Origin of the sequence: Coralloluteibacterium stylophorae, assembly GCF_018122625.2 — a bacterium.
GTDB lineage: Bacteria > Pseudomonadota > Gammaproteobacteria > Xanthomonadales > Xanthomonadaceae > Coralloluteibacterium > Coralloluteibacterium stylophorae.
In genome coordinates, this window is the sequence record NZ_JAGQFT020000010.1 from 163339 (window position 1) to 189589 (window position 26251).

General features: G+C 71.4%; 24 protein-coding genes, 1 other RNA gene, 1 pseudogene and 1 riboswitch. Of the genes and pseudogenes, 21 read left to right on the forward strand and 5 right to left on the reverse strand.

Translation table 11 applies throughout. The features are described 5' to 3' along the window. Nucleotides 1–8: 8 nt before the first annotated feature. On the reverse strand, nucleotides 9–488 hold the full coding sequence (gene rraA / locus KB893_RS14830; protein ID WP_211928182.1) for a ribonuclease E activity regulator RraA: 480 nt from the start codon (nucleotides 486–488) through the stop codon (nucleotides 9–11). 92 nt (nucleotides 489–580) lie between these two features. Between rraA and KB893_RS14835 the strand changes: the two genes are divergently transcribed. The 9 genes from KB893_RS14835 to KB893_RS14875 all read left to right on the forward strand — a co-directional run bounded on the left by KB893_RS14835 (nucleotide 581) and on the right by KB893_RS14875 (nucleotide 10385). After that, complete coding sequence (locus KB893_RS14835; RefSeq protein WP_211928181.1) at nucleotides 581–1891, forward strand: short-chain fatty acid transporter; 1311 nt, start codon at nucleotides 581–583, stop codon at nucleotides 1889–1891. A 49-nt stretch (nucleotides 1892–1940) separates the two neighbouring features. Continuing rightward, nucleotides 1941–2120, forward strand: coding sequence for a CPXCG motif-containing cysteine-rich protein (locus KB893_RS14840; RefSeq protein ID WP_211928180.1), 180 nt, complete (start codon nucleotides 1941–1943; stop codon nucleotides 2118–2120). 205 nt (nucleotides 2121–2325) lie between these two features. Next, a complete protein-coding gene (locus KB893_RS14845) occupies nucleotides 2326–3843 on the forward strand; it encodes a CoA-acylating methylmalonate-semialdehyde dehydrogenase (RefSeq protein WP_213173826.1) in 1518 nt (505 codons plus the stop codon). A gap of 9 nt (nucleotides 3844–3852) precedes the next feature. Next, complete coding sequence (locus KB893_RS14850) at nucleotides 3853–5007, forward strand: acyl-CoA dehydrogenase family protein (RefSeq protein WP_213173827.1); 1155 nt, start codon at nucleotides 3853–3855, stop codon at nucleotides 5005–5007. Continuing rightward, the gene (locus KB893_RS14855; protein WP_211927931.1) at nucleotides 5004–5786 is read left to right on the forward strand and encodes an enoyl-CoA hydratase; all 783 of its coding nucleotides are present in this window, start codon (nucleotides 5004–5006) and stop codon (nucleotides 5784–5786) included. The genes KB893_RS14850 and KB893_RS14855 overlap by 4 nt, the downstream gene beginning before the upstream one ends. Continuing rightward, the gene (locus KB893_RS14860) at nucleotides 5783–6934 is read left to right on the forward strand and encodes an enoyl-CoA hydratase/isomerase family protein (RefSeq protein WP_211927930.1); all 1152 of its coding nucleotides are present in this window, start codon (nucleotides 5783–5785) and stop codon (nucleotides 6932–6934) included. The genes KB893_RS14855 and KB893_RS14860 overlap by 4 nt, the downstream gene beginning before the upstream one ends. Nucleotides 6935–6989: 55 nt before the next feature. Continuing rightward, the gene (gene mmsB / locus KB893_RS14865) at nucleotides 6990–7889 is read left to right on the forward strand and encodes a 3-hydroxyisobutyrate dehydrogenase (RefSeq protein WP_213173828.1); all 900 of its coding nucleotides are present in this window, start codon (nucleotides 6990–6992) and stop codon (nucleotides 7887–7889) included. 159 nt (nucleotides 7890–8048) lie between these two features. Next, the gene (locus KB893_RS14870) at nucleotides 8049–8675 is read left to right on the forward strand and encodes a superoxide dismutase (protein ID WP_211927868.1); all 627 of its coding nucleotides are present in this window, start codon (nucleotides 8049–8051) and stop codon (nucleotides 8673–8675) included. Between the two features lie 144 nt (nucleotides 8676–8819). Continuing rightward, nucleotides 8820–10385 (forward strand): POT-type proton-dependent oligopeptide transporter, encoded by a 1566-nt coding sequence (locus tag KB893_RS14875; RefSeq protein WP_211927867.1) that lies wholly within the window; start codon nucleotides 8820–8822, stop codon nucleotides 10383–10385. A gap of 4 nt (nucleotides 10386–10389) precedes the next feature. Here KB893_RS14875 and KB893_RS14880 read toward each other — a convergent pair whose 3' ends face one another. Continuing rightward, nucleotides 10390–11340: a cation diffusion facilitator family transporter gene (locus KB893_RS14880; protein WP_211927866.1), complete on the reverse strand. Its 951-nt coding sequence runs from the start codon at nucleotides 11338–11340 to the stop codon at nucleotides 10390–10392. Between the two features lie 165 nt (nucleotides 11341–11505). On the opposite strand from KB893_RS14880, the gene KB893_RS14885 reads away from it, so the two are divergent. From KB893_RS14885 to pepQ, 5 genes are all read left to right on the forward strand, one after another. Beyond that, nucleotides 11506–12198: an epoxyqueuosine reductase QueH gene (locus KB893_RS14885; RefSeq protein ID WP_211927865.1), complete on the forward strand. Its 693-nt coding sequence runs from the start codon at nucleotides 11506–11508 to the stop codon at nucleotides 12196–12198. A 128-nt stretch (nucleotides 12199–12326) separates the two neighbouring features. After that, nucleotides 12327–12507, forward strand: a riboswitch (cobalamin riboswitch). Nucleotides 12508–12644: 137 nt separating this feature from the next. Continuing rightward, nucleotides 12645–14468 carry a TonB-dependent receptor domain-containing protein gene (locus KB893_RS14890; protein ID WP_213173829.1) on the forward strand — a complete coding sequence of 608 codons (1824 nt, stop codon included), beginning with the start codon at nucleotides 12645–12647 and terminating at the stop codon, nucleotides 14466–14468. A gap of 89 nt (nucleotides 14469–14557) precedes the next feature. Further along, nucleotides 14558–16960, forward strand: a complete 2403-nt coding sequence (locus KB893_RS14895; protein ID WP_211927575.1) for a DUF1631 family protein — start codon at nucleotides 14558–14560, stop codon at nucleotides 16958–16960. Beyond that, nucleotides 16957–17301, forward strand: a complete 345-nt coding sequence (locus KB893_RS14900; protein ID WP_211927576.1) for a PilZ domain-containing protein — start codon at nucleotides 16957–16959, stop codon at nucleotides 17299–17301. The genes KB893_RS14895 and KB893_RS14900 overlap by 4 nt, the downstream gene beginning before the upstream one ends. 69 nt (nucleotides 17302–17370) lie before the next feature. Further along, nucleotides 17371–18684: a Xaa-Pro dipeptidase gene (pepQ, locus tag KB893_RS14905; RefSeq protein WP_211927577.1), complete on the forward strand. Its 1314-nt coding sequence runs from the start codon at nucleotides 17371–17373 to the stop codon at nucleotides 18682–18684. Between the two features lie 24 nt (nucleotides 18685–18708). Here the strand turns inward: pepQ and KB893_RS14910 are convergent, their stop codons facing one another. Together KB893_RS14910 and KB893_RS14915 are read right to left on the reverse strand one after the other, a co-directional pair. Beyond that, nucleotides 18709–20034: an aminopeptidase P N-terminal domain-containing protein gene (locus tag KB893_RS14910; RefSeq protein ID WP_338026973.1), complete on the reverse strand. Its 1326-nt coding sequence runs from the start codon at nucleotides 20032–20034 to the stop codon at nucleotides 18709–18711. A 20-nt stretch (nucleotides 20035–20054) separates the two neighbouring features. After that, nucleotides 20055–20600: a UPF0149 family protein gene (locus KB893_RS14915; RefSeq protein WP_213173830.1), complete on the reverse strand. Its 546-nt coding sequence runs from the start codon at nucleotides 20598–20600 to the stop codon at nucleotides 20055–20057. A gap of 176 nt (nucleotides 20601–20776) precedes the next feature. On the opposite strand from KB893_RS14915, the gene KB893_RS14920 reads away from it, so the two are divergent. The 7 genes from KB893_RS14920 to rpiA all read left to right on the forward strand — a co-directional run bounded on the left by KB893_RS14920 (nucleotide 20777) and on the right by rpiA (nucleotide 25630). Beyond that, nucleotides 20777–23041: a putative bifunctional diguanylate cyclase/phosphodiesterase gene (locus KB893_RS14920; RefSeq protein WP_211927791.1), complete on the forward strand. Its 2265-nt coding sequence runs from the start codon at nucleotides 20777–20779 to the stop codon at nucleotides 23039–23041. 32 nt (nucleotides 23042–23073) lie between these two features. Further along, entirely contained in the window at nucleotides 23074–23289 is a 216-nt protein-coding gene (locus tag KB893_RS14925; RefSeq protein ID WP_211927792.1) for a TIGR02449 family protein, read from the forward strand. Beyond that, nucleotides 23286–23576, forward strand: a complete 291-nt coding sequence (locus KB893_RS14930; protein ID WP_211927793.1) for a cell division protein ZapA — start codon at nucleotides 23286–23288, stop codon at nucleotides 23574–23576. Before KB893_RS14925 ends, KB893_RS14930 begins: the two co-directional genes overlap by 4 nt. A 33-nt stretch (nucleotides 23577–23609) precedes the next feature. Further along, nucleotides 23610–23795: non-coding RNA, 6S RNA (gene ssrS, locus KB893_RS14935), on the forward strand. A gap of 67 nt (nucleotides 23796–23862) precedes the next feature. After that, nucleotides 23863–24471, forward strand: coding sequence for a 5-formyltetrahydrofolate cyclo-ligase (locus KB893_RS14940; RefSeq protein ID WP_338026972.1), 609 nt, complete (start codon nucleotides 23863–23865; stop codon nucleotides 24469–24471). Nucleotides 24472–24503: 32 nt separating this feature from the next. After that, nucleotides 24504–24974, forward strand: coding sequence for an EVE domain-containing protein (locus tag KB893_RS14945; protein WP_211927795.1), 471 nt, complete (start codon nucleotides 24504–24506; stop codon nucleotides 24972–24974). 2 nt (nucleotides 24975–24976) lie between these two features. Then, a complete protein-coding gene (gene rpiA, locus KB893_RS14950) occupies nucleotides 24977–25630 on the forward strand; it encodes a ribose-5-phosphate isomerase RpiA (RefSeq protein ID WP_211927796.1) in 654 nt (217 codons plus the stop codon). A gap of 187 nt (nucleotides 25631–25817) precedes the next feature. On the opposite strand, the pseudogene KB893_RS14955 reads toward rpiA, so the two are convergent. Further along, nucleotides 25818–26123 (reverse strand): annotated as a pseudogene (locus KB893_RS14955) (integrase core domain-containing protein); the annotation flags it as partial. Nucleotides 26124–26251: the final 128 nt, after the last annotated feature.

The window sequence follows — 26251 nt, forward strand, 5'->3', positions numbered from 1 at the left end:
CCGCCGGCTCAGGCCAGTTCCGCGGCGGCGACCGCGATGCCGTTGGCGTCGGCGTAGATCCATTCGCCGGGCGCGATGTGCACGCCGGCGAAGGCCAGCGGCACGTCGACCTCGCCGAGCCCCTTCTTCTCCGTCTTCATCGGATGCGCCGCCAGCGCGCGCACGCCGAGGTCGAGCGTGGCCAGCACCTCCACGTCGCGCACGCAGCCGTGGATCACCAGGCCGCTCCAGCCATTGGCCAGCGCCTGCTGCGCGAGCTGGTCGCCGAGCAGGGCGCGACGCAGCGAGCCCGCGCCGTCCACCGCCAGCACGCGGCCCAGGCCCGGCCGGGCGACGAGGTCGCGGATGCGGGAGTTGTCCTCGAAGCAGGCCACCGTGACCGCACGGCCGTGGAACGCGCGGCGCCCGCCGAAGTCGCGGAACACCGGATCCATGACGCGCACGGCGTCGGCGTGGGCGTCGCAGAGATCGGGCAGGGTGAAGGCCATGGCGGCTCCTGGATGCGGCGGCGCCCCCTGTCTAGCACGCCCCGGTCGCGCCGGTCGTACTCTTCGCCGCGTCCCCCGCGCGGAGCCCCGCCATGTTCCAACGCCTGACCCGCCTCTCGGTGCGCATGGTGGAGCGCTGGCTGCCGGACTCCTACGTGTTCGTGCTGGTGTTCACCGCGCTCGCCGCGCTCGGCGCCCTCGTCGTGAAGGGCACGCCGCCGCTCGCGCTGGTGCGGATCTGGGGCGGTGGATTCTGGGCGCTGCTCGGGTTCTCGATGCAGATGGTGCTGGTGCTGGTGACCGGCTTCATCCTCGCCAGGACCCCGCCCATGGCGCGCCTGCTGCGCTGGCTGGGCACGCGCTGCAGCACGCCGCGCGGCGCGGTGGTGCTGGTCACCCTGGTCTCGATCGCCGCGAACTGGATCAACTGGGGCTTCGGCCTGGTGGTCGGCGCCCTGCTGGCGCGCGAGGTCGCACGTGCGGTGCGGGTCGACTACCGGCTGCTGGTCGCCTCGGCCTACGGCGGCTTCATCGTCTGGCACGGCGGGCTGTCGGGCTCGATCCCGCTGACCGTGGCCACCCCGGGCCATCCCTTCGAGCCGGCGATCGGGCTGATGCCGGCCTCGGCCACCCTCTTCTCCACCTTCAACATCGCCATCGTGCTGGCGCTGGCCGTGGTCGTGCCGCTGCTGACCCGTGCGATGACGCCGAAGCCGGAGGACACGGTGCCGTTCGTACCGCCCGCGGAGGCCGAGCCGGAAGCCCGCGCGGACGCCACGGCGTCCTCGCCCGCCGACCGTCTCGAACGCCACTGGCTGCTGTCGATGCTGGTCGGCGTCCCCGGCCTGGTCTTCCTCGGCCTGCACTTCGCCGGCGGCGGCGGGCTCAACCTCGACATCGTGAACTTCGCCTTCCTGATGCTGGGCATCGTCGGGCACCGCACCCCTGCGCGCCTGCTCGCGGCGCTCAGGGAGGCGATCCCGGGCGCGGCCGGCATCGTCGTGCAGTTCCCGTTCTATGCCGGAATCATGGCGATCCTGGTGCAGTCCGGTCTCGCGACCACGATCTCGCAGGGCTTCGCCTCCTTCGCCACGGCGCAGAGCCTGCCGTTCTGGACCTTCCTCTCCGCCGGGCTGGTGAACATGTTCATCCCCTCCGGCGGCGGCCAGTGGGCGGTGCAGGCACCGGTGATGATCCCGGCCGCGCAGGCGCTCGGCGCGGACCTGCCGCACGTGGTGATGGCGATCGCCTGGGGCGATGCCTGGACCAACCTGCTGCAGCCCTTCTTCGCCCTGCCGCTGCTGGCGATCGCCGGCCTGCGCATCCGCGACATCATGGGCTACTGCCTGATGCTGCTGCTGGCCACCGGCGCGGTCATCGCGCTCGGCCTGACCTTCGTGTGACACGTTCCGCCGACGCGGCGGCGACGCGCCGCCGGTCAGGCTGGCGCGCATGATCGAAAGCCTGCACCTGCGCTGCCCGTACTGCGGCGAGCGCTTCGAGACGCTCGTCGACGCCAGCGCCGGCGACGCCGACTACGTCGAGGACTGCCCGGTGTGCTGCCGCCCCATCGAGATGCACCTGGCGGCCGGCGCAGACGGCGCGCAGATGGAGGTGGGGCGCGACGACTGAGGCCGCGCCACGCCGCGTGATGACGCGGACTGATGCGCCGCAACAATACGTTTCCGCGGGCGCTGCATAGACTTTCCGGCCCGTCGCGACCGCCCGCGCGGCGACGACGACGACGAGCCTTCCGGCGCTTCGCGCCGCGTGCCGTCCCCCATCCCCGCGTGCGAACCCCTCCCCGCGCACGCCTGCAACCGGAGACGCAGATCCCATGACCGATTCCCGCCAGGCCGACGTGCCGACCGTCAAGCTGCTGATCGACGGCGACTTCGTCGAGTCCACGAGCAGCGAGTGGCGCGAGGTGATCAACCCCGCCACGCAGGAAGTGCTGGCGCGGGTGCCGTTCGCCACCGCCGCCGAGGTCGACGCCGCCGTCGCCAGCGCCAAGGCCGCGTTCGCCTCCTGGCGCAGGACCCCGATTGGCGCGCGCGCGCGCATCTTCCTCAAGTACCAGCAGCTGATCCGCGAGCACATGCAGGAACTCGCCGCGATCCTCACCGCCGAGCAGGGCAAGACCCTGCCCGACGCAGAGGGCGACGTGTTCCGTGGGCTGGAGGTCGTCGAGCACGCCGCCAACATCGGCACCCTGCAGCTCGGCGAGATGGCCAACAACGTCGCCGGCGGCGTCGATACCTACACGATCATGCAGCCGCTGGGCGTCTGCGCCGGCATCACCCCGTTCAACTTCCCGGCGATGATCCCGCTGTGGATGTTCCCGATGGCCATCGCCACCGGCAACACCTTCGTGCTCAAGCCGTCCGAGCAGGACCCGATGGTGACCATGCGCCTGGTCGAGCTCGCGATCGAGGCGGGAATCCCGAAGGGCGTGCTCAACGTGGTGCACGGCGGGCCGGACGTGGTCAACGCGATCTGCGACCACCCCGACATCAAGGCCGTGTCCTTCGTCGGCTCGACCCGGGTCGGCACCCACGTCTACAACCGCGCGACCCTCGCCGGCAAGCGCGCGCAGTGCATGATGGGCGCCAAGAATCACGCGGTGATCCTGCCCGACGCCAACAAGGAACAGTCGCTCAACGCCATGGTCGGCGCGGCCTTCGGCGCCGCCGGCCAGCGCTGCATGGCCGCTTCCACGCTGGTGATGGTCGGCGAGGCGCAGGCGTGGATTCCCGAGCTCGTGGAGAAGGCGAAGACGCTCAGGGTCAACGCCGGCACCGAGCCCGGCACCGACGTCGGCCCGCTGATCTCCTGCGCCGCGCACGAGCGGGTCAAGGGCCTGATCGAGGCCGGCACCCGCGAGGGCGCCAGGCTCGAGCTCGACGGTCGCGAGGTGCGCGTGCCGGGCTTCGAGCGCGGCAACTTCGTCGGCCCGACCATCTTCTCCGGCGTCAGGCCGGGCATGCGCATCTACGACGAGGAGATCTTCGGGCCGGTGCTGGTGATCCTGGCCGCCGACTCGCTCGACGAGGCGATCGCCATCATCAACGCCAACCCCAACGGCAACGGGACCGCGATCTTCACCCAGTCCGGCGCCGCCGCGCGCCGCTTCCAGGAGGAGATCGACGTCGGCCAGGTCGGCATCAACCTGCCGATCCCGGTGCCGGTGCCGCTGTTCTCGTTCACCGGTTCGCGCGGCTCCAAGCTGGGCGACCTCGGCCCCTACGGCAAGCAGGTGGTCACCTTCTACACCCAGACCAAGACGGTCACCGCACGCTGGTTCGACGACGAGACGCTGGCGCACGGCGTCAACACCACGATCAGCCTGAAGTAGGAGCGCGCCTTGGATTTCGAACTCAACGACGAGCAGCGCGCCTTCCAGGAGGCCGCCCGCGACTACGCCCGGGCCGAGCTCGCGCCGCATGCGGCGAAGTGGGATGCCGAGGGCATCTTCCCGGTCGAGGCGATCAGGAAGTCCGGCGAGCTGGGCTTCTGCGGCCTGTACGCGGCCGAGGACGTCGGCGGCCTGGGCCTGCCGCGGCTGGACGCGGCGCTGGTATTCGAGGAGATGGCGGCGGTCGATCCGTCCACCGCCGCCTTCATCACCATCCACAACATGGCCACCTGGATGATCGGCAAGTGGGCGACGCAGCCCGTGCGCGAGCACTGGGGCCCGCCGCTCACCGCCGGCGAGAAGCTCGCCTCCTACTGCCTGACCGAGCCGGGTTCGGGCTCGGACGCCGCATCGCTGAAGACGCGCGCGGACCGGGACGGCGAGCACTGGGTCCTCAACGGGTCCAAGGCCTTCATCTCCGGCGCCGGCGCGACCGACGTGCTGGTGGTCATGGCCCGCACCGGCACCGCCGGCGCCAACGGCATCAGCGCCTTCGTGGTCCCGGCCGACGCGGAGGGCATCACCTACGGACGCAAGGAAGAGAAGATGGGCTGGAACTCGCAGCCCACCCGCGGCATCACCTTCGAGAACGTGCGCGTCCCGCTGGAGAACCTGCTGGGCGAGGAAGGCGACGGCTTCAAGATCGCGATGAAGGGCCTGGACGGCGGCCGCATCAACATCGCCACCTGCTCGGTCGGCGCCGCGCAGGGCGCGCTCGACGCCGCCCGCCGCTACATGGCCGAGCGCAGGCAGTTCGGCAGGAACCTCTCGGAGTTCCAGGCGCTGCAGTTCAAGCTCGCCGACATGCAGATCCAGCTCACCGCGGCGCGGCAGATGGTGCGCCTGGCGGCCAGCAAGCTCGACGCCGGCCGGCGCGAGGCCACGACCTACTGCGCGATGGCCAAGACCTTCGCCACCGACGCCGGCTTCCGCATCGTCAACGAGGCGTTGCAGCTGCACGGCGGCTACGGCTACATCCGCGAATACCCGATCGAGCGCCTGCTGCGCGACGTGCGCGTGCACCAGATCCTGGAAGGCACCAACGAGATCATGCGCGTGATCGTCTCGCGCGCCCTGCTCAAGAACGACGAGGAACTTCGATGAGCGACTACCAGAACCTGACGCTCGAGATCCGCGGCCACACCGCGCTGGTCACGATCGACAACCCGCCGGCCAACACCTGGACCACCGAGAGCCTGCGCGCGCTGGAGCGGCTGGTGCGCGACCTCGACGCCCGTCGCGACGTCTACAGCCTGGTGATCACCGGCCAGGGCCAGAAGTTCTTCTCCGCCGGCGCCGACCTCAAGCAGTTCGCCTCCGGCGACAAGGAGGCCGCGCGGCCGGTGGCCGAGGCCTTCGGCGCCGCGTTCGAGGCGCTGTCGGCGTTCCGCGGCGTGTCCATCGCCGCGATCAACGGCTACGCCATGGGCGGCGGCCTGGAATGTGCGCTGGCCTGCGACATCCGCATCATCGAGGAACAGGCCCAGGTCGCCCTGCCCGAGGCCACCGTGGGCCTGCTGCCCTGCGGCGGCGGCACCCAGAACCTCACCGCCCTGGTCGGCGAAGGCTGGGCCAAGCGCCTGATCCTGTGCGGCGAGCGCATCGATGCGCAGACCGCCCTGCGCATCGGCGCGGTCGAGGAGGTGGTGCCGACCGGCGGCGCGCTCGAGGCGGCGCTGGCGCTGGCGGCGAAGGTCGACCGGCAGAGCCCGTCGTCGGTGGCGGCCAGCAAGACGCTCATCCAGCACGGTCGCCATGGCCATCCGGCGCGTGGACTGGAGCTGGAACGCGAGCGCTTCCTCGGCCTGTTCGACACCCAGGACCAGGTCGAGGGCGTCAACGCCTTCCTGGAGAAGCGCACGCCGGAGTGGAAGAACGCATGAGCGGGGCCACCGACGCCCCCGTCCTGTTCGAGGAGCGCGCGGCCGGCGGCGGCGCGCGCATCGGCATCGCCACGCTCAACGCGCCGAAGACCCTCAATGGCCTGTCGCTGGAGATGGTCGACCTGCTCGACGCGCGGCTGACCGCCTGGGCCGCCGACGAGGGCATCGCCGTGGTGGTGCTGCAGGGCGCGGGCGAGAAGGCCTTCTGCGCCGGCGGCGACCTGCATTCGCTCTACCGCACCATCCGCGAGCACCGCAGCGGCGACGTCGCCGACGTGCTCGGCAACGCCTACGCCTGTGCCTTCTTCGAGCGCGAGTACCGGCTCGACTACCGCATCCACACCTATCCCAAGCCGGTACTGGTGTGGGGCCACGGCATCGTCATGGGCGGCGGCATGGGCCTCATGGCCGGCGCCAGCCACCGCGTGGTCACCGAGAAGTCGCGGCTGGCTATGCCCGAGATCAGCGTCGGCCTGTTCCCCGACGTCGGCGGCAGCTGGGTGCTGAACCGGCTGCCCGCGCGCAGCGGCCTGTTCCTCGCGCTGACCGGCGCGCCGGTCAATGCCGCCGATGCGCTGTTCGCCGGCCTCGCCGACCACCTCGTCGAACAGGCGCGCAGGGACGAGGTCTTCGCCGCGCTCGCGGCGACCGAGTGGACCCGCACGGCCGATGCCGACGCCGCCCGCCTCACCGCGGTGCTGCGGGCGCACGCCCCGGCGGACGCGCCCGCGCACGGACCGCTGCGCACGCACTTCGACCTCGTGCGCGAGGCCTGCAACCACGCCTCGCTGGACGAGGCGGTGGCGGCGATCGCCGCGCTGCCGCCGGGCGACGCCTGGCTCGACCGCGCGCGCGCCACGCTGGCCGCCGGCGCGCCCGGCTCCGCGCGCCTGGCCTGGGAACTGCAGCGGCGCAGCCGCCTGCTGTCGCTGGCCGACGTATTCCGCCTGGAGGCCGTGGTCGCCGTGCACTGCGCCGCGCACGGCGACTTCGCCGAGGGCATCCGCGCCCTGCTGATCGACAAGGACCAGACCCCGGCCTGGAACCCGGCGCGGCTGGAGGCGGCCGACGCCACCTGGGCGCAGGCCTACTTCGACAGCCCGTGGCGCGACGGCACCCACCCGCTGGCCGATCTCGGCCGCGACTGATCCGCGCCGGCGCCGCGCCGGCCGCTTCCTGCAGCACGACCACCAGGAGAACCCAATGTCCCGCATCGCATTCATCGGCCTGGGCAACATGGGCGGCCCGATGGCCGCGAACCTCGTCAAGGCCGGGCACGAGGTGCGCGTCTTCGACCTGGTGCAGGCCGCGCTCGACGCCGCCGTCGCCGCCGGCGCCACCGCCGCGCCGTCCGCGCGCGAGGCGGTGACCGGCGCCGAGGTCGTCATCTCGATGCTGCCGGCCAGCCGCCACGTCGAGGGGCTCTATCTCGGCGACGACGGCATCCTGCCGCACATCGCCGACGGCGCCCTGGTGATCGACAGCAGCACCATCGCCCCGGCCTCGGCGCGCAAGGTCGCCGAGGCGGCGAAGGCGCGCGGCCTGGCGACCATCGATGCGCCGGTCTCCGGCGGCGTCGCCGGCGCGCAGGCGGGCACGCTGACCTTCATCGTCGGCGGCGAGGCCGAGGCGCTGGAGCGCGCGCGGCCGGTGCTGGAGGCGATGGGCCGGAACATCTTCCACGTCGGCGCCAGCGGCGCAGGCCAGGTCGCCAAGCTCTGCAACAACATGGCGCTGGGGGTGATCATGGCCGCCACCGGAGAGGCCATCGCGCTGGGCGTGGCCAACGGCCTCGACGCCAAAGTGCTGTCGGACATGATGGCGGTCTCCACCGGCCGCAGCTGGGCGACCGAGGTGTGCAATCCGTGGCCGGGCGTGATCGACACCGCGCCGGCCGCACGCGGCTACGCCGGCGGCTTCGGCAACGACCTGATGCTCAAGGACCTCGGCCTCGCCGTCGAGGCGGCGATGCAGTCGAACTCGCCGGTGCCGCTGGGCGAGCTGGCGCGCAACCTCTACGCCATGAACAGCAAGGCCGGCAACGGCAGGCTCGACTTCTCCAGCGTGGTGCGCCTGGTCGCGCCGGTGCAGGACCAGGAGTAGTGGTCCGGAAGCGCGATGGCGGCTGCGCTTGCGCACCGCGGTGCGCGTCCCCACACAGTGCGTGCGATTTCCGTCACCCAGGCTGAAACAGCGCACACCTATTCTTGTCGGCCCGGCCGGGCCCGTCCCGGCCGCCCCACGCAACCCAAGGAGACTCCAATGGCATACACCCTCCCCGACCTGCCCTACGCCTACGACGCGCTGGAGCCGCACGTCGATGCGCAGACGATGGAGATCCACCACTCCAAGCACCACAAGACCTACGTCGACAAGCTCAACGACGCGGTCAAGGACACCGAATACGCCGGCCGCCCGATCGAGCAGCTGATCGCCGACATCGACGCACTGCCGGAGAAGATCCGCACCCCGGTCCGCAACAACGGCGGCGGCCACGCCAACCACAGCCTGTTCTGGACGGTGATGTCGACCGACGGCGGCGGCACGCCCGACGGCGAGCTGGCCGCGGCGATCGACAGCGACCTGAGCGGCTTCGACAAGTTCAAGGAGGCCTTCACCAACGCCGCGATCAGCCGCTTCGGCAGCGGCTGGGCCTGGCTCGTGGTGGACAAGGCCGGCAAGCTCGCGGTCGAGCACACCGGCAACCAGGACAGCCCGCTGATGAAGGGCATCGGCTCCGGCAACACGCCGATCCTGGGCCTGGACGTGTGGGAGCACGCCTACTACCTGAAGTACCAGAACCGCCGCCCGGAATACATCGCGGCGTTCTACAACGTCGTCGACTGGAAGGAAGTCGCGCGCCGCTACGCGGCCGCCAGGGCGCAGTAAGCGCCTCGTCCATCGCGACACGACGACGCCGGCCTCGCGCCGGCGTCTTCGTGTCCGGTCGTCGGGGGCGGCAGCCGGCAGGCGGACGCAGGCTCGGGTACCCTGCCCGGTCCGTCACGCAACGCCCGACCCCGCAGGAGACCCATGGCCGAGACCGCGACCGCGCGCATGCCGCGGCAGATCCCGTTCATCATCGGCAACGAGGGCTGCGAGCGCTTCTCCTTCTACGGGATGCGCAACATCCTGGTGCCGTTCCTGATCAGCTCGCTGCTGCTGCAGCACCTGGCCGGCACCGAGCGCGAGACCGAAGCCAAGGACATCCTGCACACCTTCATGATCGGGGTGTACTTCTTCCCCCTGCTGGGCGGGTTCCTGGCCGACCGCTTCTTCGGCAAGTACCACACCATCCTCTGGTTCAGCCTGATCTACGTCGCCGGCCACGCCTGCCTGGCGGTCTTCGAGGACCATCGCGGCGGCTTCTTCGCCGGCCTCGGCCTCATCGCGCTGGGCGCCGGCGGGATCAAGCCGCTGGTGGCCTCGTTCATGGGCGACCAGTTCGACCAGTCGAACAAGCACCTGGCCAAGGTGGTGTTCGACGCCTTCTACTGGATCATCAACTTCGGCTCGCTGTTCGCTTCTCTGCTGATGCCGATCTTCCTGCGCAGCTTCGGGCCGAGCGTCGCCTTCGGCATCCCCGGGCTGCTGATGCTGGTGGCCACGATCGTGTTCTGGGCCGGCCGCCATCGCTACGTGTTCGCGCCGCTGCCGCCGAAGGACCCGCATTCCTTCCTGCGCGTGGTGCGCACCGCGCTGTGGGCGGGCGACGGCGCGCGGCCGGGACTGTGGCTCGCGGCGGTCGCGGTGCTCGGCGCGGCCGCGGTGATCGTGCACGCGACGCTCGCCGCGGCCTTCGGCTGGCCGTCGCTGGGCGTGGTGATCGGCCTGTGCCTGGCGCTGGTGCTGCTGCTGGCCGGCGTCGGCGGCGGCGCGGCGATGCAGCTCGAGCGCGCGCGCGGCATCCATCCCGACGCCGCCATCGAGGGCGTGCGCAGCGTGCTGCGGCTGATGGTGATCTTCGCCCTGGTCACGCCGTTCTACTCGCTGTTCGACCAGAAGGCCTCGACCTGGGTGATCCAGGGCGTGGACATGACCAAGCCCTCGTGGTTCTCCGCCGCGCAGATGCAGGCGCTGAACCCGGCCCTGGTCATGCTCCTGATCCCGTTCAACAACTTCGTGCTGTACCCCTGGCTGCGCCGGAGCGGCATCGCGCCGACCGCGCTGCGGCGCATGACCGCAGGCATCTTCTTCAGCGGCCTGTCCTGGATCGCGGTGGGCGCGTTCCAGGTGGCGATGGACGGCGGCAACGCCATGTCCATCGTCTGGCAGGTGCTGCCCTACGCCCTGCTCACCTTCGGCGAGGTGCTGGTCTCGGCGACCGGGCTGGAGTTCGCCTACAGCCAGGCGCCGGCTTCGATGAAGGGCACGGTGATGAGCTTCTGGAACCTCACCACCACCATCGGCAACCTGTGGGTGCTGCTGGCCAACGCGGCGGTGCGCAACGACGCCATCACCGGCTCCATCGCCGAGACCGGCCTGAGCGTCACCGCGTTCCAGATGTTCTTCTTCGCCGGCTTCGCCATCCTCGCCGCGATCGCATTCGGCCTGTACGCGCGGCGCTATCGCGAGGTCGACCACTACCGGCCGGCGTGAGCCTTCAGGCCTCGCCGTCGAGCGCGGCGCGGGCGCGGCGCCAGGTCGCCGCGGTCTGCGGCTTGACGAACAGCGCGACGATCTCCGGGTGCGCCGCGCGCATCGCCTGCTCCACCCGCAGGACCGCGCGCTCGATCGCCGGGGCGTCGAGGCCGTCCTCGAACTCGGCGCTGAGCGCGATGACGATCTGCTGCGGGCCGAGCTGGGTCGAGACCACGCCGTTGGCGCTGGCGATGTCGGGATCGTCGGCGGCGATGCGCAGGATCGAAGCCACGGTCTCCGGATAGGCGGCCTCGCCGATCAGGAGCGCCTTGGTCTCGCGCGCCAGGAACACGGCGGTGACCGCCAGCACCAGGCCGATGCCGATCGAGGCCGCGCCGTCCAGCCAGGCGAGCCCGGTGAGCTGCGCGCCCGCCACCCCGGCGAGCGCGATCAGCAGCCCCACCAGCGCCGCGCTGTCTTCGAACAGGACGGTGAAGGTGGTCGGGTCCTTGCTGCGGCGGACCGCCTCGATGTAGCCGCGCCGGCCCTTGAGCCCGCGGAACTCGCGCAGCGCCAGAAACCACGAGCTGCCCTCGAACAGCAGCGACAGGCCCAGCACGACGTAGTTGACCCGCGGGTTCTGGATCGGCTCTGGCTCCGCGAGGTGATGGATGCCCTGGTAGATCGACACGCCGGCGCCCAGCGCGAACACCAGCAGCGCGACGATGAAGCTCCAGAAGTAGAGCTCGCGGCCGTGGCCCAGCGGGTGCTTGCGATCGGCCGGCTTCGCCGCGCGATGCATGCCGTAGAGCAGCAGCCCCTGGTTGCCGGTGTCCACCAGCGAATGCACGCCCTCGCTCAGCATCGCGGCGCTGCCGGTGAACGCGGCGGCGCCGAACTTGGTCAGCGCGATCAGCAGGTTGCCGGCGAGCGCCGCGTAGATGACGAGCCTGGATCCGGTCTTCGTCGCCATGGGATGCGCATTCGTGCAGCAGGAGGAGGCGGACGACGCTGCCAGCGCCGGGATCGAACCGGCGTGAGCTGCGGGCGTTCAGGTCGAGCCTGCAATCGCGTCGACGGTGGCGGATAATGGGCGGCCGTTCCCGCCACGCCCGGCGCCCGCTGCGCGCCGACCGCCATGAACGATCCCGTCCGCCCCAAGCTCGCCCTCCCCGACGGCCACGACAGGCTGCTGCTGCATTCGTGCTGCGCGCCGTGCTCGGGCGAGGTGATGGAGGCGATCACCGCCTCCGGCATCGACTACACGATCTTCTTCTACAACCCCAACATCCATCCGGTGAAGGAGTACCTCCTGCGCAAGGAGGAGAACATCCGTTTCGCCGAGAAGCACGGCGTGCCCTTCGTCGATGCCGACTACGACACCGACAACTGGTTCGCCCGCGCCCGCGGCATGGAGGACGAACCCGAGCGCGGCATCCGCTGCACGATGTGCTTCGACATGCGCTTCGAGCGCACCGCGCTGTACGCGCACGAGCACGGCTTCAAGGTGATTTCCAGCTCGCTCGGCATCTCGCGCTGGAAGAACATGGCCCAGATCAACGACTGCGGCGCCCGCGCCGCCGGCCGCTACGAGGGCATGAGCTACTGGGACTACAACTGGCGCAAGGGCGGAGGCGCCGCGCGGATGATCGAGATCTCCAAGCGCGAGCACTTCTACCAGCAGGAATACTGCGGCTGCGTCTACTCGCTGCGCGATACCAACCGCCATCGCCGCGCCCAGGGGCGCGAGCGGATCCGGATCGGGATCAAGTTCTATGGCGATGAGGATGAGGCGGGAACAGGGAGCGGGGAACAGGGACACGGGCCGTAGCGGTAGGCCGTGAGGTGTCGCTCCGTAGGCTGTGAATGCAACGACAGCCGTCCCCCTCCCCCGTTCCCCGTTCCCCGTTCCCTGGCCCCGATTCCCGCACCACCCTTCCCGCTTCCGTCCCCCACGCCTACACTCCCCCCGCCGCAGGTGTACGGGAAGCCGGTGTGAGTCCGGCGCTGCCCCCGCAACGGTAGATCGTTCCAACCTTCCAACCAGGCCACTGCGCCGCGTGCGGCGTGGGAAGGCGGAAGGTGCGCGCCGCGTGCGCGAGCGATGAGCCCGGAGACCGGCCCGTGGCCCGGCGCGCCCGTCCGCGCGCCGGCACCGGCGTGTCGCGGAGGGCGACCCAGCGGGAGCAGGCGAGCCACGGCCCCGGTGTCGGCGGCCGGCCTGCGCCGCATCCGTTCTCCGCACGCGCCTCGTCGCGACCGTTCCCGGAGAACCCGATGTCCCTGCGCCACCCGCCCCGCCCCGCCCTGCTCGTGCTCGCCTGCACGCTGGCCCTGCCCGCCGCCGCCCAGGACGCGCACGAACTCGACCGCATCGTGGTCACCGCAGCGCGCCGTGCGCAGACCGTCGACGAGGCGCTGGCTTCGGTGACCGTGCTCGACCGCGCCGCCATCGAGGCCAGCCAGGCGCCGGACCTGATCGACCTGCTCGGCCGCCAGGTGGGCGTGGACGTCGCCCGCACCGGCGGCCCGGGCTCGGCCAGCAGCGTGTTCCTGCGCGGCGGCAACTCCAATCACGTCCTGGTGCTGGTCGACGGCGTGCGCGTAGCGTCCACCAACCAGGGCGGCTTCGATTTCGCCAACCTGCCGCTGGGCCAGATCGAGCGGATCGAGATCGTGCGTGGCCCGCGCGCGGCGCTGTGGGGTTCGGACGCGATCGGCGGCGTCATCCACGTCTTCACCCGCGATCCGGCGACTCCCTTCGCCGAGGCGCGCGCGGGATCCTGGGGCCGTCGCGGCGCGACCGCCGGCGTCGGGATCGACGGCGTCCGCGGCGCGTTCGGCGTCGTCGCCGGCGTCGATCGCCTCGACGGCTTCTCCGCGACCACGCCCGACTACGCCTTCGGCCACGACCCCGACGACGATGGCTACCACAACCGCAACCTGAGCCTGCACGCGCGCACCGCGCTGGGCGACAGCCATGCGCTCGTCGCGCACGCGCTGGCGACCGAGGGCGACGTCGAGTTCGACGACGGCCGTACCGAGACCGGGACCCGCACCGGCGGCGTGACCCTCGCCGGCGAACTGGGCGGCGCCTGGTCGCACAGCCTCGCCCTCGGCCACACCCGCGAGGATGTCGACACGCCCGTCTACGGCAGCCGCTTCGAGAGCCGCCGCGACAGCGCCGACTGGATCCACACGCTCGAGCTCGACGCCCGCAACACGCTCAACCTCGGCCTGGCCTGGCAGCGCGAGCGGGGTACCTCGCTCGATGCCTTCTCCGGCGCCCTGTTCGACCGTTCGCGCAGCAACCGCGCCGGCTTCGCCGCCTGGACCGGGCACTTCGGCGCGCACACCTTCGACCTGGCCGCGCGCCACGACGACAACGGCCAGTTCGGCAGCGCCGATACCGGCAACGCCGCCTGGGGCTGGCAGCCGAGCGACGCGCTGCGCACGCGCCTGAGCTGGGGCGAGGGCTTCCGCGCGCCGAGCTTCAGCGAGCTCTACTACCCCGACGTCGGCTACGGCTACGGCGGCAACCCGGAACTCGACCCCGAGCGCTCGCGCACGCTCGAGGCCGGCCTCGACATCGCGCCCGCGCCGGGCCAGCGCCTCGGCGCGAGCGTGTTCCGCAGCCGCGTCGACGACCTCATCGCCTTCGCCGGCGACGACTTCAGCGCCGTCAACATCGATCGCGCCGAGATCGACGGTGTGGAGCTCGACTACGGCCTGGTCCGCGGACCGTGGCGGCTCGACGCCAACGCCACCTGGCAGGACGCCGAGGACGCCGGCACCGGGCTCGACCTCCTGCGCCGCGCGGGCCGCAAGGCCCACGTCGGCCTCGGCTACCGTTTCGCCGGCGGCGTCGGGATCGGGCTCGACGGCGACTACGTCGGCGAGCGCCGCGACACCGGCGGCAGCCTGCCGTCGTTCGCCCTGGCCCACCTGCGCCTGGAGTGGCCGCTGGCGCGCGACTGGAGGCTCGAGGCCCGGGTCGAGAACCTCGCCGACCGCGACTACGCCTGGGCCGCCGGCTACGCCACGCCCGGGCGCAGCGGCCTGGTCACCCTGCGCTGGGAAGCGGGCGCAGGACGTCCCTAGGTGCATGGTGCGCGGGCGTCCGCCTTGTGCCTAGAATGCCTCCCGGCCCGCCTCGCGGGTCCTGGGGGAACTGAGCAAGGAATCGCAGCATGCCCGCCTCGACCGCACGATCGCGTGCGCGGTCCGACAGCGGCTCGGCGACGCTCGCGTCGCAAGGCCTGCCGAGACGCGTCCGAACCATCCTCACCGGGCTGCTCGAGTTCACCGCCGACGAGGTCGAGCGGGGACTCGAGGCCACGCTGCGCGATTTCGAGCAGCAACTGTTCAAGCTCGCCGAGCAGGCGCGCAATGCAGCCCAGCAGGGCAGCTACTTCGAGGCGCAGCGCATGGTGCGGCGCAACCGCGCCGACCTCCTGCCGCGCTACCTGATCGCGCTCGAGCACGCCCTGGCCACGGTACGGGAGCCGGACGCGCCCGCCGCCAGCGCCGACGCATCCGCACGACTGGGCGACCTGGCCCTGGTCGACACCAGCGAGATCGACGAGGCCACCGCGATCCGCGAGATCGGCACCCGCGCCGAGGGACGGGCCGGGCTGCCGGTCTACTTCCTCGGCCAGCGCTTCGGCGTGCTCGCCGGCAAGCCGGCCTTCGACGCCGAACGGCTGCCGATCGGGCCGCACGCCCTGAGCCGGATGCTGCACGAGACCAGCACCTGCCTCGGCATCGATACCGAATGCCGTCTCCTGCTGCTGCGGGTGTTCGAGCGGCAGGCGCTGGGCGCCTACCCGACTTTCGCCGAAGCCGCCAACAGCTGGCTGTGCGGCCAGGGCGTGCTGCCGACGCTGCGCTTCGTGCCGGTGCGGGCGCGCCCGGCGCCGCAGCAGGCGCCCGCGGAGAAGCACGCCGCGCAGGCGCCTGCCGACCCGCCGTCCGTGGACCAGGCCACGTCGCCGCGCACGCCGGCGGCCGGGGCGCAAGCCACGGCGGCGACTCCGGGGTCCGCCGTGGGCGGGGCGCCGGCTCCGGCCCCGGCACCGGACCCGGCCGATCCGTCCGCCGCGACCTTCGACGTCCTGCGCAAGCTGCTGGCGGGCCGTCGCGAACTGATCGGCAAGTTCGCCCAGGACCCGACCCGCGGCGGCGCGGTCGCCGCGGCCGGAGCGGGCGTGCAGGCCTTCGCCCCCGCGACCCAGGCGCCTCCCGCCCCCGGAATGCAGGTACCGGCCGAACGCGTGCAGGCGGCGCTGGGCGTGCTGCAGATGCAGGCGCTGCGCGAGCCCGCGCCGCTGGGTTCGGTGCCGCGCCTGAAGCAGATGCTGCTCGACTCGCTCGCGCGCGAGGCCGGCGACGACCCGCCGCCGCGCCTGGCCGGCGAGGACGAGGACGCGATCGACCTGCTCGCCCTGCTGTTCGACCACCTGATGAAGGACGTGCGCCCGGACACCCCGGCCGCCAAGCTGCTGGGCAAGCTGCAGATCCCGCTGATGCGCGTGGCGCTGCGCGACCGCAGCTTCTTCACCGTGCGCGCGCATCCCGCCCGCGAGATGCTGAGCAACATCGCCGAGACCGGCCTGTACTGGCTCAACGAGGAGGATGGCGACGACGTCCTCGGCGAGCGCCTCGGCAGCCTGGTGGACCGCGCGGCGGAGGAGGCCGACGGCGATCCCGGCCTGTTCGAGACGCTCTCCAGCGACCTCAGCGGCCAGCTGCAGGCGGTGATGCGCCGCGCCGAGGTGGCCGAGCGGCGCCACGTCGAGGCCGCGCGCGGCAAGGAGAAGCTGGCGCTGTCCCGGCTGCACGCCTCCGAGGCCATGGATGCGCTGCTGGCAGGGCGCAACCATCCGCAGTTCTTCCGCAGCCTGCTGCGCCAGGCCTGGACCGACGTGATGGCCCTGACCGCGCTGCGCCACGGCGAGCGCTCCACCGAATGGGACCGCGAACTCGCCACCGCCCGCCGGCTGGCCGAACTCGCCGATCCGCGCCGCGAGGCGCATGTCCACCTCGGCCAGGATGAGGCCGATACGCTGCGCACGCACATCGAGCAGGCACTGGCCCAGGTCGGCTACCACGACGCCGAGGCCGCGGCCATCGCCCAGCGCCTGACCCGCACCGACCCGGAGGACGAGGACCCCGCTTCGCGCACCGAGCTGGCGATGAAGCTCAAGGCGCGTGCCCGCCTCGGCACCGACCGCGCCGCCTCCACGCGCGACGCCGAGATGCCGGCGCTCAACGACAGGGAGCAGGCCTGCCTGCAGCAGATCCGCGCGCTGCCCTTCGGTACCTGGTTCGACTTCGTCGTCAACCAGCAGGGCGATCGCGTCCGCCGGCGGCTGTCCTGGTACAGCACGGTCACCGGCAACACGCTGTTCGTGAACCACCGCGGCCAGCGCGTGGGCGAGTACGCGATGGACTGGCTGGCGCGCAGCATGGCGATCGGCCAGGTGCGCCCGGTGCTGCCGGAGCGCGGCAACGTCGTCGACCGTGCCTGGAGCGCCGTCGTCACCGCCCTGCGCTCGTTCGCGGGCCGGGTCCCGGTCGGAGCCGGCGCATGAACGAGTACCGCAGGACCCGCCGCCGCAGCGTGGCGCACACGATCGCGGTGCTCGATGCCATGACCGAACAGGAGATCGGACGGATCGGCAACCTGTCGGAGAACGGGCTGCTGCTGGTCGGCGGCTCGCCGCTGACCGAGGACGCGCTGTACCAGTTCCGCTTCACCATCGGCGAGGACGGCGACGCGCACACCGTCGAACTGGGTGCGCACCAGCTGTGGTCGGACGTGGCCTCCGTACCGGGACAGTACTGGGTCGGCTTCCGCTTCATCGATGTCGCGCCGGAGGACGTGGTGCGCATCCGCGAGTGGATCGACGCCCCCGGCAGCCACTACGCCTGAGGCGCCCGCGACGCTGCGGCGGCGATGCGGCAGAATGGACGGTCGCTTGTCTTCTGCCGGAGTGCGCCGATGTCGATCGATCCCGCCCTGTACCGCGACCACGTCGCGACCCTCGCCGCCCGCGCCGATGCGGCGCTGGCGCGCGGCGGTTTCGACCACCTGCTGATCCCGGCGGGCGTCGAGAAGTACTACTTCCTCGACGACAACCCGTATCCATTCCGGGCCAACCCGCACTTCCTGCACTGGGTCCCGCTGACCCGCCACGCGCACAGCTGGATCGCCTACACCCCGGGCGAGCGTCCGCTGCTGGCCTACTACCAGCCCGACGACTACTGGCACCTTCCGCCCGACGCGCCGGAGGGCTACTGGACCGGCGAGTTCGAGATCAAGGTGATCCGCACCCCGGAGGAAGCGGCGGCGCTGCTGCCGAAGGGCCGCGCTGCGATCCTCGGCGAGGACGACGCGGCACTGCCGGGCTTCGCACCGAACAACCCGCAGGCGGTGCTCGACCACCTGCACTACCACCGCGCCTGGAAGACACCCTACGAACTGGCGCTGATGCGCCTGTCGCAGCGGCGCGCGGTACCGGGGCACCGGGCCGCGCGCCAGGCCTTCCTCGACGGCCGCAGCGAGGACGCGATCCACCGTGCCTACCTCGCCGCCACCGCGCACACCGACCTCGACCTGCCCTACGGCAGCATCGTCGGCCTCAACCGGCACGGCGCGACCCTGCACTACCAGCACCGGCAGACCGGGCTGCCCGACGCGCACCGTTCGCTGCTGATCGACGCCGGCGCCGAGCACGCCGGCTATGCCACCGACATCACCCGCACCTGGACGCGGCCCGGCACCCGCTTCGCCGATTTCGTCGACGCCGTCGAGCGCGAGGAGCTGGCGCTGTGCGACGCAGTGCGCGCCGGCACCGACTACCGCCAGCTGCACCTGCAGGCGCACCTGCGCCTGGCCGGCGTGCTGCAGGATGCCGGCGTCGTGCGCATGGCGCCGGCCGACATGGTGACCAGCGGCGTCACCGCCACCTTCTTCCCGCATGGCCTCGGCCACCTCATCGGCCTGCAGGTCCACGATGTCGGCGGCTTCCAGGCCGCCGCGACCGGCGGCAGCATCGAGCGTCCCGACGGGCATCCCTACCTGCGCCTGACCCGCACGCTGGAGCCGGGCATGGTCGTGACCATCGAGCCCGGGCTGTACTTCATCGACACGCTGCTGGCGAAGCTCCGCGCGGGCGAGCATGGGCGGCACGTCGACTGGGACGCCGTCGAGGCCTTGCGCCCCTACGGGGGCGTGCGCATCGAGGACGACGTCGTCTGCACCGACGGCGCGCCGGAGAACCTCACCCGCGACGCCTTCGCGGAAGGCGCCTGAGTCGCGCGTGGCGCTGCCGGCCGCTCAGCGCGCGGCCAGCAGCGCCTCGATCTCGTCCGGATTGCGCGGGGCGTCGCCGGTGAGGAGTTCGTGGCCGTCGCGGGTGATCGCGACGGCATCCTCGATGCGCACCGCGAGCCCCTGCCACTGCGCGGGCACGTCCGGGGTGCCGGGCGGCACGTAGATGCCCGGCTCCACCGCGAACACCATGCCCGGCTCCAGCTCGCGATGGTCGCCATCGATGCGGTACTCGCCGACGTCGTGGGTGTCGAGCCCCAGCCAGTGGCCGGTCTTGTGCATGAAGAAGCGCCGGTGGGACTCGGCCGCCAGCGCGCGCTGCAGCGACCCCTTGAGCAGGCCCAGGCGCAGGAGGCCCTCGGTCACCACGGCGACCGCGGCATCGTGCACCGCGTTCCAGGTTCGACCGGGCCGGGCTTCGGCCAGCGCGGCCGCCTGCGCATCGAGCACCAGCCGGTACAGCGCGCGCTGCGCGGGACTGAAGCGGCCGCCGACCGGGAAGGTGCGGGTGATGTCGGACGCATAGCCGCGGTACTCGGCGCCCGCGTCGATCAGCAACAGATCGCCATCGGCGAGGAGAGCGTTGTTGGCGATGTAGTGCAGCACGCAGGCGTTGGCGCCGGCACCGACGATCGGCGTGTAGGCCGCGACCGCGTCGTGGCGGCGGAAGGTGTACTGCAGGATCGCCTCGACCTCGTACTCGTGCAGGCCCGGCCGCGCGATCCGCATCGCCTCGCGATGGGCCAGCGCCGAGATGCGCGCTGCGTGCCGCATCAGGCGCAGCTCGTCGCGGCTCTTGAACAGCCGGAACTCGTGCAGCAGGTGGCCCAGCTCCAGGAACTCGTGCGCCGCCCGGCCTTCGCGCCGGAGCGCGTCGCGGAAACGGTTCACCCAGCCGATCAGCTTGAGGTCGAACTCGGCGTCGCGGCCGAAGTGGTAGTACACCCGGCAGCGCGCCTCCAGCAGGCCGGGGAGGATCTCGTCCAGGTCGTCGATCGGGTAGGCGTCGTCCATGCCGAAGGCGTCGACCGCGCCCTCGTGCCCCGCGCGCGCGCCGTGCCAGGTCTCGCCGTGCGGATCGCGCTCGCGGCAGAACATCAGCGCCTCGCCGTGCGCGCGGCCGGGCACCAGCACCAGCACGGCGTCGGGTTCCTCGAAGCCGCTGAGGTAGAGGAAGTCGCTGTCCTGGCGGTAGCGGTAGTGCGAATCGAGGCTGCGCACGCGCTCCGGTGCGGCCGGGAGGATGAGGATCGCCTCCTCGCCGGCCATGCGCATGACCTGGCGCCGCCGCCGCGCGTACTCGGCGGGCCCGATCGCGGGCGACGCGGCGATGCGTTCCAACGCGGACCGGCTCAGTGCAGGCTGCGCCGGTGCTGCGGCCCGAGCACGCAGTCGCCGTGCAGCAGCAGCACCGCGACGCGCACGAATTCCACCACCTCCTCGAGCGCGGTCTCGTCGCCTTCCGCGTCCTCGTAGGACAGGCGCGAAGCGGCGATGCGGCCGAGGTCCTCGAGTGCCTCGCGCGCGTCCTCCGACAGCAGGTCCAGCGCAGGCCCGGCCAAACCGAAGCCACCGAGGAAGCCCCGGCACCAGGCCAAGACGGCGTCCGCCCTCACCTCGAGTGTCACCGGCTCCTCCGGGAGCAGCAGTTCGAAGCCGAAGTCGGGGTCCTGCAGGCGGCGCCCGCTCACCTCGCGCAGCGTCTCCAGGACTCCGCCGGGCGCCGGCGCATGCTCGGCCTCGAGCGCCAGCTGCGCCAGCCAGTCGCGCTGCGGACGCCCGCCGCCGGCAAGGAAGCCGCATAGCGCGCCGTGCACCTCCGAGGGATCGGCGACCACGCCGAGCGCGGCGAGTTCGGTGGCGACGGTGTGGGCGGAGGGCAGGATGGCTTCGGTCACGGCAGTGGCTCGGCCGCCGCAGGGCGACGGCCGCGATGGCGGGCGCGCCAGTGTAGCAGTGGCCCCGCGCGTGCCTTGCCGGGCCGCTGCGGCGAAACCTACACTGTCGGCGGGGAATTGCTCTTCGGATCGTGGAGTCGCGTGCGGCAATGGCACGCCCAGCCGGATTCTTGCCTGTGCTCACCCGGCTGCCCGCGGCGCTGGTCCTGTGCGCGTGCCCGCTGCAGGCACAGGCGGGGACCACGCTACTGACCCCGGTGTCGAGCGTCCTGGTGGTGGCGAGCGTGGCCGCGCTCGCGGCGGCCTGGCGCATCCTGCGCCACCGCGAACGGCGCGAGCGCCAGCTGCTGGCCGAGCTGCGCCATCGGGAAGAGCGCCACACCCTCGCCCTGTGGGGCTCCGGCGACGAGTACTGGCACTGGGACATCGCCGCCGGCCGCGTCCATCGCCAGGGCATGCCGCACATGGTCGCGGCCACCGGCGGCGACGCGACCCTGCTCGACCACTGGAAGCGGGAAGTCCTGCATCCCGACGACGTCGATGAGGTCGTCCGGCGGATGCGCGAGCACCTGGCCGGGGCCACGCCCGCGTTCGACATGGAGCACCGGATCACCGGCGCCGACGGCGGCTGGATCTGGGTGCGCACGCGCGGCAAGGTGGTGGAGCGCGACGGCAGCGGGCTGCCGCTGCACGTGGCCGGCACCTCGCGCGACATCACCGCCAGCCGGCGCGACGAGCGCGAGCGTCGCATCGCCTCCGAGGTCCTGCGCAGCATGAACGAGGCGGTCTCGGTCGTGGACCTCGATTTCCGCTTCGTCGCCATCAACCCCGCCTTCAGCCGTATCACCGGCTATGAGGAGGCGCAGGCACTCGGCCAGTCCAGCCAGCTGCTCGACAGCGAGCAGCACGACTCGACCTTCTACCGGCGCGTGCATGCAGCGCTGTCCAAGACCGGCCACTGGTCGGGCGAGATGTGGCAGCGGCGGCGCGACGGCGAGGAGTTCCTGTGCTGGCTCGAGGCCTCCGAGGTACGCGACGAGAGCGGCGTGCGCACGCACTTCGTCACCGTGCTGAGCGACATCACGGAGAAGAAGCGCGCCGAGCAGGAACTGCGCTACCTCGCCAACTATGACACCCTGACCGGGCTGCCCAACCGCGCACTGCTGTCCGAGCGCCTCGCGCGCGCGATCGTGCGCGCGCGCCGGCGCAACCACTACGTCGCGGTGCTGTTCCTGGACCTCGACCGTTTCAAGGACATCAACGACTCGCTCGGCCACGCCGCCGGCGACCGCATCCTGCGCTCCGCCGCGGCGCGCCTGCTGGAGACGGTCGGCACCTCGGACACCGTGGCGCGCCTCGGCGGCGACGAGTTCACCGTCGTCATCGAGGACGTCGCCGACCAGGAACAGGCCGCGCAGGTCGCGCACGACGTCCTCGCCGCGTTCGCGCGCCCGCTCGACGTGGACGACCGCCAGGACGTGGCCATCACTCCCTCGATCGGCGTCAGCCTGTACCCGGACCACGGCCTGGCCCCGACCGACCTGATCAAGCGCGCCGACACCGCGATGTACCAGGCCAAGGCGCTCGGCAGGAACACCTTCCAGTTCTACACCGAGGCGATGGACGCCGAGGCGCGCCAGCGCGCCACCATCGCCAGCTCGCTGCGCAAGGCGCTGGAGCGCGACGAACTCAGGCTGGTATTCCAGCCGCGGATGTCGCTGGTCGACGGCCGCATCACCGGCGTGGAGGCGCTGCTGCGGTGGCACAGTGCCGAGCTCGGCGACATCCCGCCGTCGGTGTTCATCCCCCTGGCCGAGGAGAGCGGCCAGATCCTGCGCCTGGGCGAATGGGTGCTGCGCGAGGCGTGCGGGACGCTGGCGCGCTGGCGCCAGCACGGGCTGACCGACATCGCAATGGCGGTGAACGTCTCGGTCCTGCAGCTGCTGCGCGGCAACCTTCCGGAGGTGATCGCCGAGATCGTGGAGGACACCGGCATTCCGCCTGCGCGACTGGAGCTGGAGGTGACCGAGAGCATGGTCATGGCCAACGCCGAGCAGAGCACCGCCGCGCTGCACGCGCTCCGCGCGCTCGGCGTCAGCCTGGCGATCGACGATTTCGGCACCGGCTACTCCTCGCTCATCTACCTCAAGCGCCTGCCCATCGACACGCTCAAGATCGACAAGGAGTTCGTCGGCGACATCACCCACGATCCGGACGACGAGGCGATCACCGCGACGGTCATCACCATGGCCCACTCGCTGGGCCTGAACGTGATCGCCGAGGGTGTCGAGACGGAGGAGCAGCTGGCCTACCTGCGCGAGCAGGGCTGCGACGAGATCCAGGGGTTCTGGCTGTCGCAGCCGCTCGAACCACAGCGCTGCCTGGCCTTCGTGCACACTTGGCGTCCGACCCTCGCAACCGCTGTCCCACCGCCCTACTGACCACCCTTCCCCCGCCCGTGCCGACCTCCCCCATGAGCCCGCCGCCCGACCCGGTCCACATCCTCGCAGAACGCGTCGCCGCACTGGCCGAGCTCTGCCGTCGTCTGGCCGACGAGAACCGCAGCCTCCGCAACAGCCAGGAGCAGCTCATCGTCGAGCGCGCGCAGCTGGTCAGCAAGAACGAGCAGGCACGTGCGCGGGTCGAGGCCATGATCAACCGGCTGAAGGCGCTGGAGCACAACGCATGAGCGAGCCGGTCAAGATCCGGATCCTGGACCGCGAGTTTCTCATCGGCTGCGCCGAGGACGAGCGCGAAGGGCTGCTCGCCGCCGCGAGGATGCTGGACGGGCGCATGCGCGAGATCCGCAGCGGCAACCGCATGGCGACGGTCGACCGGATCGCGGTGATCGCAGCGCTGAACCTCGCCCACGAACTGGTCCAGCTGCAGGACGCCGACCGCGCTCGCGGGCAGCAGATCCAGCGGCTCGTCGACGACGTCGATGCGGCGCTGCAGCGGGTCCTGCCGACGCCTTGAGCGCCCCTTCATCCCGCGACGGTATACTGCGCCCATCCTCTGCCGTGGCCGACAGCGTACGCCACATTTGCCTTGTCCCTTAATGACGACCGCGGGGGCCTGGCAGCGGCGATCGTGAGCATGTCCGCCACGTGCGGAAAGCCTGACATCGTCGTCCACGCCTCCACCTGATCCTCGGGATCAAGGTCGTTGCGTACGCATCGCCATGGCGGAGGATGCCTATCCAGATGCGCCGTCCGGCCTGGGCCGCACGGCGCATTTTTTTGTTTCCCCGGATTGCCAGACCGTGACCCTTCCCCCCTCCTCCGACGACCGCGCGGGCCTGCGCCGCCGCCTCCGCGCCGAGCGCAGCGCGCTGGCCGCGCCCGCACGCATGCAGGCCGCGGAAGCGGTGGCGGCACAGCTGCGCGCGCATCCGGCCTTCGCCACTTCCGGCTACATCGCCGGCTATTGGGCGATCGGAGGCGAGCTGCCACTGCATGCGGTGCTCGCCACGCTGCCGGAAGGTTGCGTCTACTGCCTGCCGAAGCTCCACCCCGACGGGCATCTGGTGTTCGCGCCGTGGCGCTTCGGCGATGCGCTGGTGAGCAACCGCTTCGGCATTCCGGAGCCCGACGTCGACCCGTCCTCCTGCCTCGATGCCGAACTCCTGATGGCGGCGCTGGTGCCGGTGGTCGGCTTCGACCGCAGCGGCACCCGGCTGGGCACGGGCGGGGGCTGGTACGACCGCAGCTTCGCGTTCCGGCACGAGCGCCCGGCGCCGCCCTGGCTGATCGGCGTCGCCTACGGGTTCCAGGAGGTCGACGGCCTGGTCGCCGAGACCTGGGACGTGCCGCTGGACGCCGTCGCCACGCCGGAGGCGCTGATCGTCACCGGTGCGACGACGCTGCGATAATACGCGCCGCCGTTCGCCCTACCGGAGTTCCCATGCCGCGCCATTGGCTCATGAAGTCGGAGCCCGAGGATTTCTCCATCGACGACCTCGAGCGCGTGGGCACCGAGCCCTGGACCGGGGTGCGCAACTACCAGGCGCGCAACTTCATGCGCGACGTGATGCGCGCCGGGGACGGCGTGCTGTTCTACCACTCCAACACCAAGGTGCCGGGCATCGCCGGGATCGCCGAGGTCACGGGGACTCCGTACCCGGATCCCACCCAGTTCGACGTCGACAGCAAGTATTTCGACCCGGCGAGCAAACCGGACGCGCCGCGCTGGTGGCTGGTCGACGTGCGTTTCCGGCGCAAGCTGCCGCAGGTCATCGCCCTGGATTCCATCCGCGCCGCCGCGGACCGGCTCGGCGACATCGAGCTGCTGCGCAAGGGCAGCCGTCTCTCGGTGTCGCCGGTGACTGCGTCGCAGTGGAAGGTCCTCCTCTCGCTCGGCACCACTCAGGAATGACGATGTCCAAGGATCACGAGAAGCGGCTGTCCGCGGAGAAGGCGCTGGCCTATGTGGAAAAAGGCAGCGTCGTCGGTGTCGGCACGGGCAGCACCGTTGCCTTCTTCATCGACGGACTGGCCGATCTGCGCCACGACATCGAGGGCGCCGTGTCGAGTTCCGAGCAGAGTACGGCGCGGCTGCGCGCCCTCGGCATCCCGGTGCTCGACCTCAACGCCGTCGGCACCGTCCCGCTCTACGTCGATGGCGCCGACGAATGCGATCCGGGTAATCGCCTGATCAAGGGCGGTGGCGCGGCGCTGACCCGGGAGAAGATCATCGCGGAGGCCGCGGATCGATTCGTCTGCGTCATCGATGCGGCAAAGCAGGTCGACGTGCTCGGGCGCTTCCCGCTTCCGGTGGAGGTCGTGCCGATGGCACGCAGTCTGGTCGCGCGCGCGCTCGTCGGCATCGGCGGCCAGCCGGTCTGGCGCGAAGGCGTCACCACCGACAACGGCAACTGGATCCTCGATGTCCACCACCTGCGCATCGTCGATCCGGTCGGTCTGGAAGCGCGGATCAACCAGATCCCCGGTGTCGTCAGCGTCGGCCTGTTCGCACGCCGTGCCGCCGACGAGGTGATCGTCGCCGGGCAGGTCCGCTCCGTCGCCATGTGATACCGCTTCCTGGAGCCGGCTCCGCGTCGCCCCGGTGGGGAGCCGGTTCCCGTTGAAGCGTCCTGACGCTGAAACGTCCTCGTGACCTTCCCCCACTGAGCCGTACCAGCCGAAGCTAGGTAGAGTCCGTCATCCAAGAGGACGGACATGCGCAAGAGTCGCTTTGAAGCGTCCTCGTTCTTTCGAGTCAGCCAGAACTAGAGGCAGTGGGTGAGTGTGCCATCGCGAAGCGAACCGGCGGAAGGCCGCCGAGGGCGCGATGCGGGCGGGTGTGGTTGTAGCGGTGCCGCCAGTCTTCAGCCATGCGGCGAACCTCGTGCAGGCTGGTGAACACGTAGCGGTCGAGCACCTCGGTGCGGAAGGTCCGGTTGAAGCGTTCGATGTAGGCGTTCTGCGTCGGCTTTCCCGGCTGGATATGCAACAGCTCGACGTGATGCCGCCGCGCCCACTGCGCCAGCGTGGCGCTGATGAACTCCGGCCCGTTGTCGAGGCGGCGACGTCCCCCCGCCCTCAGTAGCGGGTTGATCTAGAGTCCGGGATCGATGGTAGTGGATGCCAGCTGCTGCGCGTAGGCACGTGGGGTCAGCCCGCCCAGTGCCTTCTTCGGGCGCTCGTCGTTGT